At 64.2% G+C, this 11,704-nt stretch carries 9 protein-coding genes; all 9 read left to right on the top strand.

Going from position 1 to position 11,704, the window contains the following annotated elements:
- Window positions 1–33 precede the first annotated feature (33 nt).
- The 9 genes from murB to ACGYKA_RS00600 all read left to right on the top strand — a co-directional run bounded on the left by murB (window position 34) and on the right by ACGYKA_RS00600 (window position 11,697).
- The gene (gene murB, locus ACGYKA_RS00640) at window positions 34–981 is read left to right on the top strand and encodes a UDP-N-acetylmuramate dehydrogenase (protein ID WP_394410197.1); all 948 of its coding nucleotides are present in this window, start codon (window positions 34–36) and stop codon (window positions 979–981) included.
- Between the two features lie 85 nt (window positions 982–1,066).
- Window positions 1,067–1,990 carry a D-alanine--D-alanine ligase gene (locus ACGYKA_RS00635; RefSeq protein WP_394410200.1) on the top strand — a complete coding sequence of 308 codons (924 nt, stop codon included), beginning with the start codon at window positions 1,067–1,069 and terminating at the stop codon, window positions 1,988–1,990.
- A complete protein-coding gene (locus ACGYKA_RS00630) occupies window positions 1,978–2,859 on the top strand; it encodes a cell division protein FtsQ/DivIB (protein WP_394410203.1) in 882 nt (293 codons plus the stop codon). The genes ACGYKA_RS00635 and ACGYKA_RS00630 overlap by 13 nt, the downstream gene beginning before the upstream one ends.
- Before the next feature lie 30 nt (window positions 2,860–2,889).
- Entirely contained in the window at window positions 2,890–4,224 is a 1,335-nt protein-coding gene (gene ftsA, locus ACGYKA_RS00625; protein ID WP_271693387.1) for a cell division protein FtsA, read from the top strand.
- 173 nt (window positions 4,225–4,397) lie between these two features.
- Window positions 4,398–6,008, top strand: a complete 1,611-nt coding sequence (gene ftsZ, locus ACGYKA_RS00620) for a cell division protein FtsZ (RefSeq protein WP_067263259.1) — start codon at window positions 4,398–4,400, stop codon at window positions 6,006–6,008.
- A gap of 207 nt (window positions 6,009–6,215) precedes the next feature.
- Complete coding sequence (lpxC, locus tag ACGYKA_RS00615; RefSeq protein WP_394437669.1) at window positions 6,216–7,139, top strand: UDP-3-O-acyl-N-acetylglucosamine deacetylase; 924 nt, start codon at window positions 6,216–6,218, stop codon at window positions 7,137–7,139.
- Between the two features lie 241 nt (window positions 7,140–7,380).
- Window positions 7,381–8,247, top strand: coding sequence for an outer membrane protein assembly factor BamD (locus ACGYKA_RS00610; protein WP_067263264.1), 867 nt, complete (start codon window positions 7,381–7,383; stop codon window positions 8,245–8,247).
- Window positions 8,248–8,278: 31 nt separating this feature from the next.
- Entirely contained in the window at window positions 8,279–9,949 is a 1,671-nt protein-coding gene (recN, locus tag ACGYKA_RS00605; protein ID WP_394410209.1) for a DNA repair protein RecN, read from the top strand.
- Window positions 9,950–10,011: 62 nt separating this feature from the next.
- Window positions 10,012–11,697, top strand: a complete 1,686-nt coding sequence (locus ACGYKA_RS00600) for a chloride channel protein (protein WP_394410212.1) — start codon at window positions 10,012–10,014, stop codon at window positions 11,695–11,697.
- The last annotated feature ends 7 nt before the right edge of the window (window positions 11,698–11,704 follow it).

Raw genomic sequence — 11,704 nt, 5'->3', positions numbered from 1 at the left:
GCCCTGCCGTGCAAATGCGCTAAGTCCGGCGCCATGATTAAGCTGAATATCCCCGACCTGCGCGGCAGGCTGACCCCAAATCGCGCCCTGAGCGACCTGACATGGCTCCGCGTCGGCGGCCCTGCGGATTACCTGTTCCAACCCGCCGATGTGGAGGACCTGTGCCTTTTCATGCGCCGCCTGCCGCAGGGGGTCACGGTTTTCCCCATGGGCGTGGGCAGCAACCTCATCGTGCGCGACGGCGGGCTGCGGGCGGTCGTGATACGGCTGGGCCGGGGTTTCAACGGGATCGAGATCGACGGCGATCAGGTGACGGCGGGGGCCGCAGCGCTCGATGCTCATGTGGCACGCAAGGCGGCGGATGCGGGGCTGGATCTGACCTTTCTGCGCACCATTCCCGGCAGCATCGGCGGCGCGTTGCGCATGAATGCGGGTTGTTACGGCAGCTATACGGCGGATCATTTCGTCTCGGCCCAGGCTGTGACCCGCGCGGGCGAGGTGGTGACCCTTACGGCAGATGACCTCAACTTCCGCTACCGGCAGAGCGATTTGTCCCCGGGCGCGGTGCTGATCGGGGCGACCTTTGCGCCGCCCAAAGGCGAGCCGGAGGAGCTGCACGCCCGGATGGAGCAGCAGCTTGCCAAACGGGATGAGAGCCAGCCCACGAAAGACCGCAGCGCCGGATCCACTTTCCGCAACCCGGCGGGCTTCTCTTCGACCGGGAAGGCGGATGATGTGCATGATCTGAAGGCGTGGAAAGTGATCGACGACGCCGGGATGCGCGGGGCCACCGTAGGCGGCGCGCAGATGAGCCCGAAACACTCCAACTTCCTCATCAACACCGGCGGCGCCACGGCCCATGATCTTGAGACATTGGGCGAAGAGGTGCGAAAAAAGGTTTACGCTTCAAGCGGTATAAGGCTAGAATGGGAAATTAAGCGCGTCGGTGAGAAATTGGGCGATCCGGCGCCGCAAAGCTAAGCCGCGGCGCAGCAGCTAAGCCACGGCAGAAGCAAAGAAAACAACGATAGGGGCCGCAAACGGTCCGAGGCGAAGAGGCACTTTGGTGGGTAAGTCGAGCGGACAGACCCCGACAGTGGCGGTATTGATGGGTGGCCCCTCGGCCGAGCGTGAGGTGTCCCTGTCCAGTGGGCGTGCATGCGCCGCTGCCTTGCGGGAACATGGCGGATATAACGTGATCGAGGTCGAAGTCGACCGCGATCTTCCAGCCGTTCTGGCCGATCTTAACCCCTATGCCGTTCTGAATTGCCTACATGGCCGTTGGGGCGAAGATGGCTGTGTGCAGGGGCTGCTGGAATGGCTCAAGCTGCCCTACACCCATTCCGGCGTGCTGGCCTCGGCGCTGGCGATGGACAAACAGCGCTCCAAAGATGTGTTCCGCCACGCGGGGCTGCCGGTGTTGGAAAGCGTGATCGCGCCCAAGGCCGATGTGATGGCCGCCCATGTCATGGCGCCGCCCTATGTGGTCAAGCCCAATAACGAAGGCTCTTCGGTCGGGGTGTATCTCGTGGCCGAGGAAAACAACGGCCCGCCGCAACTGTCCGAAGACATGCCCGCCGAGGTAATGGTCGAGACTTTCGCACCGGGGCGTGAGCTGACCACTACCGTGATGGGCGACCGGGCGTTGGCGGTGACGGATATCATCACCACCGGCTGGTATGACTATGACGCGAAATACAAGCCCGGCGGCTCGCGCCACGTGGTGCCCGCCGATCTGCCGCAAGAGATCACCGATCTGTGTTTCGACTATGCCCGCCGCGCCCATGCGGCGCTTGGCTGCAAGGGCATCAGCCGCACCGATTTTCGCTGGGACGAGGCGCGCGGCCCCGAGGGGCTGATCCTGTTGGAGACCAACACCCAGCCCGGCATGACCGCCACTTCGCTCTCGCCCGAGCAGGCCGCGGCCTGCGGCATTTCATTCCCTGAGCTTTGCGCTTGGATGGTGGAGGACGCTACATGCGATCGCTGATCCGCCGCCGCCCGGAAACGGTCAAGGCCGATCCCGCCCCGTCGCGGTGGTCATGGCGGATGCAGCGGTTGATGCTGACACCGGGGTTCCGTTTTGCCCTGCGCGTGGGGCTGCCCTTCACGCTGAGCCTGCTGGCGGGCACGATCTATATGGCGGACGAAGAGCGGCGCGGCACCGTGGTGCAGGCCATCGCCGATGTCCGCGCCAGCATCGAAGAGCGGCCCGAGTTCATGGTCAAGCTTATGGCCATCGATGGGGCGAGCGACATGCTCTTGACCGAAATCCGCACCGCGCTGCCGCTGGAGTTTCCGCTGTCCTCCTTCGATCTCGACCTGCCGCAGATCCGCGAGAAGATCACCGACATCGACGGGGTAAAACAGGCCAATGTGCGCATCCGCCCCGGCGGCGTGCTGCAAATCGACGTGACGCCGCGCGTGCCCGTAGCCGTATGGCGCAGTGAAACGGGGCTGGCGTTGGTGGACAATACCGGTGCCCATGTGGCACGGATCGAGGCGCGGCGCGATCATGCCAACCTGCCGCTGATCGCCGGGGCAGGGGCCGACAAAGCGGTGCCGGAGGCGCTCAGGCTGATCGGGGCCGCGAATGTCTTGGGCGACCGGCTGCGCGGCTTGGTCCGCGTCGGCCAGCGCCGCTGGGACGTGGTGCTGGACCGCGATCAAACGATCATGTTGCCCGAAGAAAACGCGCTGCAAGCGCTGGAACGGGTGATCGCGCTGGAAGGCGCACAAGAGGTTCTTACGCGGGATGTGGCGCGTGTGGACATGCGGTTGGCGGCAAGACCGACCCTTAGAATGAACGAAGATGCCACCCGCGAATGGTGGCACATCAGGCAGCTTTCCGGCCAGTAAGATGGCCATTGGAATCGGGACAGTAACGAAATGATGGACCTATACGACAGTCAGCGTTCGATGCGGCACATGCGCAAATTGGCGATCCAACGCGGGGTGGTCGCCATTTTGGATGTGGGCAGTTCCAAGATCGCCTGTCTGGTGCTGCGCTTTGATGGGGCGGGGCTTGATGGTGATGGCGGCGATATCGGGTCTTTGGCCGGACAGTCGGGGTTCCGGGTCATCGGGGCGGCGACCACCCGCTCGCGCGGGGTCCGCTTTGGTGAGATTTGCGCCATGGGCGAGACTGAGCGCGCGATCCGCACCGCCCTTCAGGCCGCACAGAAAATGGCAGGTATCCGCGTCGATCACGTCATCGCCTGTTTCTCGGGCGGGGAGCCGCGCAGCTATGGGCTCGACGCCTCGGTCGAGTTGGAGGGGCAATCGGTCTCGGAGCAAGACGTGGCGCGGGTGCTGGCGGGCTGCGACGTGCCGGAATATGGCGAGGGCCGCGAGGTGCTGCACGCCCAGCCGGTGAACTTCGCGCTGGATCACCGCAGCGGTCTGGCCGACCCGCGCGGCCAGTTGGGCAACAGCCTCTCGGTGGACATGCATATGCTGACCGTCGACGCCGATACGGTGCAGCATCTGGCCCATTGCATCAAACGCTGTGATCTGGAACTGGCCGGGATCGCCTCATCCTCCTACGCCTCGGGCATCTCGGCGCTGGTCGAAGATGAGCAGGAGCTAGGTGCCGCCTGTATCGACTTTGGCGGTGGCACCACGGGCCTGTCGATCTTTATCAAGAAACATATGATCTATGCCGATACGGTGCGGATGGGCGGGGATCACGTCACTTCCGACATCTCCATGGGCCTGCAAGTGCCGATGGCCAATGCCGAGCGGATCAAGACCTTCTACGGCGGGGTGCATGCCACCGGCATGGACGACCGCGACATGATCGAGATCGGCGGCGAGACTGGTGATTACGAACACGACCGCCGCACCGCCAGCCGGGCGGAGTTGATCGGCATCATGCGCCCGCGTGTCGAAGAGATCCTCGAAGAGGTCCGCGTTCGGCTGGATGCCGCCGGTTTCGACCACTTGCCAAGCCAACAGATTGTGCTTACCGGGGCGGGCAGTCAGATACCGGGCCTTGACGGGTTGGCCAGCAAGATCCTTGGCCAGCAGGTTCGTCTGGGGCGTCCGCTGCGCGTGCATGGGCTGCCGCAGGCCGCGACGGGGCCGGGCTTTGCCTCTGCCGTGGGGCTTGCGCTTTTCGCGGCGCATCCGCAGGACGAATGGTGGGATTTCGACATTCCCGCCGATCGCTACCCGTCCCGCTCGCTCAAACGCGCGGTGAAATGGTTTAGAGACAACTGGTGACCCCAATATCGGGTGAGAAGCCCGAGATGAGGCGGAAACTGGCAAGTTTCTGCCCATATTTAGCGTCAAAACGATGTTTTTTAGGTGACGATGCGGCCCTAGCCCGGTAGGGTCGGGTAAATTTGGTCGAAAAACTCCCGCAGAACGCGGATAACTGGACAGGCGGACAGCACATGACACTCAACCTTTCAATGCCAGGACATGATGATCTGAAACCCCGTATCACCGTCTTCGGTGTTGGCGGGGCAGGCGGCAACGCGGTCAACAACATGATCGAAAAGCAACTTGACGGTGTTGATTTCGTCGTGGCCAACACCGACGCGCAGGCGCTGCAACAGGCGCAGGCCGAGAACCGCGTGCAACTGGGCATCAAAGTGACCGAAGGTTTGGGCGCAGGCGCGCGCGCCTCTGTCGGCGCCGCCGCTGCCGAAGAGAGCATCGAGCAGATCGTCGACCACCTTGCGGGCGCGCATATGTGCTTCATCACCGCTGGCATGGGCGGCGGCACCGGCACCGGGGCGGCTCCGATCATCGCGCAGGCCGCGCGTGAACTGGGCGTGCTGACCGTCGGCGTCGTGACCAAGCCCTTCCAATTCGAAGGCGCCAAGCGCATGCGTCAGGCCGAAGACGGCGTCGAGACGCTGCAAAAGGTCGTCGACACGCTGATCATCATTCCGAACCAGAACCTCTTCCGTCTGGCGAACGAAAAGACCACCTTCACCGAAGCCTTCTCGCTTGCCGATGATGTGCTCTACCAGGGTGTGAAGGGCGTGACCGACCTGATGGTCCGTCCGGGCCTCATCAACCTCGACTTCGCCGATGTCCGCGCCGTGATGGACGAGATGGGCAAGGCGATGATGGGAACGGGCGAGGCCGAGGGCGAAGATCGCGCCATCCAAGCCGCCGAGAAAGCCATCGCCAACCCGCTGCTGGACGAAATCAGCCTGCGCGGTGCCAAGGGGGTGCTCATCAACATCACCGGCGGTCAGGACCTTACCCTGTTCGAACTCGACGAAGCGGCCAACCGCATTCGCGAGGAAGTGGACCCCGAAGCGAACATCATCGTCGGCTCCACGCTGGACGAAAGCCTTGGTGGCCTGATGCGCGTCAGCGTTGTCGCCACCGGCATCGACGCCACCGATGTGAACACCGAAATCCCGGTCCCGCGCCGCTCCATGAGCCAGCCTTTGCGTCAGAACGTATCGGTTGACGATGTGGCGCAGGTGTCCGCTGCACAGGCGCCGGTCGCTGCCTCCGTCGCTGCCGAAGCGCCGCAGGAAGTCGAACAGGCCGCCCTGTTCCAAGACCTCCAGCCGACACAGCGCGAGCAGGACCAGTATGAGGACGAGAACGTTGTCGAAGATGACGACGGTCTGCCCGCTCCGGCCTACCAGCCTGAGGTCGCCGCATTCGAGCCGCGCCAGGAAGAGAACATCGAAGCTGAGCCCGAAGCCTTCGTCGCACCGCGTGCGCCGACCCCCGGCACACCGTCCCCCGAAGCGCTGGCCCGCCTGCGCGCCGCTGCCCAAAAAGCAGCGCCCGAGCAGCACCGTCAGGCCCAGCAGCAGCAGGGTGAGCAGGGCGACAAGGGCCGTTTCGGCATCAACTCCCTGATCAACCGGATGACCGGCCACGCCGAAGGCGAGGCGCAAGCCCGCCCCGCGCGTCAGCAGCCGCCGGTGCAAACCCGCGCCTCTGCCGCCGCGCCGCAGCCGCAGGAAAACAACGATCCCGATCAAGAACGCATCGAAATCCCCGCGTTCCTGCGCCGTCAGGCCAACTGAACTGATCACGATAGATAACGAAAGGGCTGCCTTAGGGCGGCCCTTTTTCTTTTTAGAACAACGCCTTGCCCCCGGGTAAGCGCAGCCGCGCTCAAATGTTGCAGTGATGTTTCAGACCGTTGCAAAGATTGAGTTGAGCAAAACGAACCCGCCCCTTAATCCAGAGTTCAACACACAAGAAGATGTTCGAAGCTTGAGGATGACCCGGTGCAGACAACGATCAAATCAGCGGTAAGTTTTACTGGCACAGGCCTGCACTCCGGTCTGCCTGCGACGGTGACACTGCGCCCGGCGTCGGCCCATCACGGCATCTGGTTTTCGCGCAGCGATGTGGCGGTCGGTGACCGTCTGATCCCCGCCCGCTGGGATGCGGTGAACCGCTCGCCGCTCTGCACCAAGCTGGAAAACCCCACCGGCCTGTCGATCTCGACCGTCGAGCATCTGATGGCCGCCGTGGCGGGCTGTGGCATCCACAACCTTTTGATTGAGATCGACGGCCCCGAAGTGCCGATCCTCGATGGTTCCTCCGTGCCTTTCATGCGCGGTATCATGCAGCGCGGTCTGCGCCAGCTTGCAGCCCCCGTAATGGCCTTTGAAGTGCTGAAAACCGTCACCGTGCAGGATGGCGACGCGGTTGCGACCATCTCGCCCGCCGATACGCTGCGCATCGACTTTGAGATCGACTTTGCCGATGCCGCCATCGGCCAGCAGCGCAAGTCGCTGGTGATGAACAACGGCTCTTTCGCGCGCGAACTCTGCGACAGCCGCACCTTCTGCCGTCAGGCGGATGTCGAGGCGATGCGGGCCAATGGTCTGGCGCTTGGTGGCGAAGCGGGTGAGAACGCGGTGGTTTTCGACGGCGATGCCGTCGTCAGCCCCGGCGGCCTGCGCCACGCGGATGAGCCTGTGCGCCACAAGATGCTCGACGCGCTCGGCGATCTGGCGTTGGCTGGGGCACCGCTCTTGGGCCATTACGAGGGCAAACGCGCGGGCCATTCGCTGACCAACACGCTGCTGCGCGCGCTCTTTGCGACACCGGATGCCGTGCGTCTGGTGGCCTGCGATGCGGCGCAAACGGCGCGGCTGCCCGGCTCCGGTCTGATCTGGGACGAAATCCCGCAGGTTGCCTGATCCCGGGGCAGGGGAACAGCACCGCAAAGCGCAGGGCGCTTAGGCGGCGAAGTGCCATTGAACGCTCTGCCAATGCCTTGTATTCACTAAGCCGAAGTGACAAGCCTGACCCAGCGATGCGCCACAGCGCAGCCGCCTGCGGACGGGGGCGGAATGGGCGTTTTGCAACGCAGTTTATTGTGCTAGTCACATGCGCAAGAGGGTCAAAGACCATGGGTTGGACGATGCAAGGGGTGCGGGCATGACGGTAGCGGGATCGCGCAAGCGGACGATCAGTGCGGTGCTTCTGGTCGCGACATTGGCAGCCTGCGGCGGTGGTGACGGACGCTCTGACGGGAACTTCTTCAACCCGCAGGAAATCCCGCTTGAAACCTATTCGGCTGAGCAGATTTTCGAGCGTGGCGAATATGAGCTGACCAACAACAACCCCGGCGAAGCGGCATTTTATTTCGCCGAGATCGAGCGTCTCTATCCCTATTCCGAATGGGCCAAACGCGCCCTGATCATGCAGGCTTTCGCCTATCACAAGGATCAGGACTATCCCAACAGCCGCTCTGCCGCGCAGCGCTTCATTGATTTCTACCCCGCCGATGACGATGCCGCCTATGCGCAGTACCTCTTGGCGCTGAGCTATTACGATCAGATCGACGAAGTGGGCCGCGACCAAGGGCTGACCTTCCAAGCGTTGCAATCCCTGCGCGCCGTGATCGAAGGCTACCCGGACAGCGAATATGCCCGCTCCGCGATCCTGAAATTCGACCTCGCCTTCGACCATCTGGCGGGCAAGGAGATGGAGATCGGCCGCTACTACCTGCGCCGCGATCACTATACCGCCGCGATCAATCGCTTCCGCGTCGTGGTCGAGGATTTCCAGACCACGACCCACACCGCCGAAGCGCTGCACCGTCTGGTCGAAGCCTATCTGTCGCTCGGCCTGAACCATGAGGCGCAGACGGCGGGGGCCATCCTTGGCCACAACTACCGGGGGTCCGAGTGGTATGAGGACAGCTACAAACTGCTGACCGGGCGCGGCCTTGAGCCCGCCTTCTACAAAGACAATTGGCTGGGTGCAGCCTATCGCCAGACCATCAAGGGCGAGTGGCTTTAAGGGGGGTGGGATCGCCACCCGACGGTTCTAGATGCTGCGCGGACTTGATATTTCAGACATGCTGATCATCGACCGGCTGGAGCTTGGCTTCCAGCCGGGGCTGAACGTGCTGACCGGTGAGACGGGCGCGGGCAAGTCTATCTTGTTGGATTCGCTCGGCTTCGTTCTGGGCTGGCGCGGGCGTGCCGATCTGGTGCGCCAAGGGGCAGAACAGGGTGAGGTGACCGCTTGGTTCGATCTGCCGCCCGGCCACCCGGCCCATGCGGTGCTGGAAGAGGCGGGATTGCCTGCCGGCGACGAATTGATCCTGCGCCGCATCAACACCTCCGACGGGCGCAAGACCGCGTGGGTTAATGACCGCCGCTGTTCGGGCGAGGTGCTGCGCCGCCTGTCCGAGACATTGGTGGAACTGCACGGCCAGCATGATGACCGCGGCCTGCTGAACCCGCGGGGCCACCGTGCCATTTTGGACGATTACGCCGGGAATGCCCGGGCGATTGCCAAGGTGCGCGAGGCGTGGAACGCCCTCGGCGCCGCCCGCAAAGCCGCCGCCGCCGCTGCCGCCGAACGCGAGGCCATCGCCGCTGAGGAAGAATTCCTGCGCCATGCCGTGGCCGAGTTGGACAAGCTCGACCCCGAAGCGGGGGAGGAGGCTACCCTCGACACCCGCCGCCGCCAGATGCAGGGGGCCGAGAAAATCCGCCGTGATGTGGTCAACGCCTATGAGTTGTTGGGCCAAGGCGGGGCAGAGACCGCCATGGGCGACGCGCTGCGCTGGCTCGACGGGGTGGCCGACAAGGCCGAAGGCGCGCTGGAGGGCCCGCTCGCCGCGCTCAACCGCGCCATGGTGGAGCTGGACGAGGCGATGTCCGGCGTGGCCGATGCGATCGACGGTATGTCGTTCGACCCCTATGAGTTGGAAGCCTGCGAAGAGCGGCTCTTTGCAATCCGCGGCCTTGCACGCAAACATGACGTGCAGCCCGATGAACTGGCCGGTTTCGCCGACACGCTGCGCGCCAAGCTCGACGCGCTCGATGCGGGCGAAGCGGCGCAGGAGGGGCTGGAGAAAGCCGTTCGCGATGCGCAGGCGCTTTACGACGAACGGGCCACCGCGCTGACCGAGAAGCGCCGCAAGGCCGCGGCCAAGCTCGACAAAGCCGTCGCGGCGGAGCTTGCCCCGCTCAAGATGGAACGCGCGGTTTTCCAGACGCAGTTGACCGAAGAACCCGCAGGCCCCGAAGGGCGCGATGCGGTGTCTTTCACTGTGGCGACCAACCCCGGCGCGCCTGCCGGGCCCTTGGGCAAAATCGCCTCGGGCGGGGAGCTCAGCCGGTTCCTCTTGGCGCTGAAGGTTTGCCTGACCCAGACGCAATCCGGCCTCACCCTGATCTTTGACGAGATCGACCGTGGGGTAGGGGGCGCCACCGCCGATGCCGTGGGCCGCCGCCTGAAGGCATTGGCCGCCGAGGGGCAGGTCTTGGTCGTCACCCATTCGCCGCAGGTCGCAGCCCTTGGCGCGCATCACTGGCGTGTGGCGAAATCGGTGACCAAGGGCATGACCACCTCCACCGTCACCCCCCTTGCCGCCGAAGAGCGTGTGGACGAAGTCGCACGAATGCTCGCAGGCGATACGATCACCGATGCGGCCCGCGCGGCGGCGGAGGCATTGCTTAACGGGCAACAGGGCGCGACGACTTCTTAAATGGCGGTTTTACCCAAGGTCAGCTTGCCCTAGACAGAAAGGGTTCAACTGGTCTTAGTCCCATGCCTTCGCAAGATAACGCTTTCTTTTCCCAACAACTTCAGCAGGCGCTTGGCGGCTGCAAACAGGGCTGGACGGTGCTGCGCATACGCGGGCCGGGGAAGGTGACATTCTGGTTTATCGCGCTGCTGGTGGGCATCGCTGCGGGCTTTGCCGCCCTGTTCTTTCGCAAGGGGATCAACTGGTTGCAGGCCACGCTTTACGGCACGGACGATGTGCAATTCCTGCACAGCTTCCTTGCCGGCCTGCCGTGGTATTGGGTGGTGCTGATCCCGACCTTGGGCGGGTTGCTTGTGGGGTTGATCCTGCACCGTTTCACCCGCGACGGGCGCGCGCGCAGCGTGGGCGATGTGATCCTCGGCGCCGCCATGCACGACGGTCGGGTCGAGACGCGCGCCGGGGTGGCCTCGGCGCTGGCCTCGCTCATCACCCTGTCGACAGGCGGCTCATCGGGCCGCGAAGGGCCGGTTGTGCATCTGGCCGCCGTGATCTCGACCAAGGTCAGCCGTTTTATCAAAGCCGATGGGATCACCGGCCGTGACCTTCTGGGCTGCGCGGTGGCGGCGGCAGTCTCGGCCAGTTTTAACGCCCCCATCGCCGGTGCACTCTTTGCCCTCGAAGTTGTGCTGCGCCATTTCGCCGTCCATGCCTTTGCCCCCATCGTCATCGCCTCCGCCGCAGGCACGGTCATCAACCGGCTGGAGTTCGGCGGGCTCACAGAATTCGTCTTGCCCGGCCTTGGCGACGTGCAATTCTACGTCGAGCTGCCCGCCTTCCTGCTTTTGGGGCTGACCTGTGGACTGGTCTCGGTCGTGCTGATGCGCGCGATCTTCTGGGCCGAGGATTTCGGCAACTACCTGCAAGCGCGCACCGGTCTCGCTCGTTGGCTGCGCCCGGCGGTGGCGGGGGCGATCCTTGGGGTCATCGCGCTCTGGTTCCCGCATATTATCGGCGTGGGCTATGAGACGACTTCCCGCGCGCTGGTGGGCGAACTGGTGCTGCATGAGGCGATCATCTTTGCCGTGCTCAAGGTCGCCGCCGTGGCGATCACGCTTGGCGGGCGGATGGGCGGCGGGGTGTTCTCGCCCTCGCTGATGCTGGGCGCTCTGACCGGGCTTGGCTTCGGGATCATCGCCACCGGTGTATTCCCTGAGATTTCGGGCTCTTCCTCGCTCTATGCTCTGGCGGGGATGGGCGCGGTGGCCGCCGCCGTGCTGGGCGCGCCGATTTCAACCACACTCATCGTATTTGAGATGACGGGCGACTGGCAGACCGGTCTGGCCGTGATGGTCGCCGTCAGCATGTCGACCGCGCTGGCCTCCCGGCTGGTCGACCGGTCCTTCTTCCTCACCCAGATGGAGCGGCGCGGCATCCATCTGGCCGCAGGTCCGCAGGCCTATCTGCTCTCGATGTTCATGGTGGGCCGCATCATGCGCCGCCCCGATGATGAAGACGCGGCCTCGGAAGACGCCTGTTGGGATTTGATCGACAAGGGTACCTATATCGACGGCAGCGCTACGCTAGAGGCCGCTCTGCCGCTGTTCGATCAGACCCATTCCAACTTTATCCCGGTGGTCACCCTCAGCGCGGATGCGCCGCCCGAATTGCTGGGCGCGCTGTTCCATGTCGATGCGCTGAAAGCCTATAACCGCGCCCTCGCCGCCACGGCGGCAGAGGAGCATTCCTGAGCCGCGC

It is taken from the genome of Sulfitobacter sp. 1A15106 (genome assembly GCF_043556995.1).
Classification (GTDB): Bacteria; Pseudomonadota; Alphaproteobacteria; order Rhodobacterales; family Rhodobacteraceae; genus Sulfitobacter; species Sulfitobacter faviae.
The sequence above is the reverse complement of the archived record's forward strand: the minus strand, read 5'-3'. Positions and strand labels throughout refer to the sequence as shown.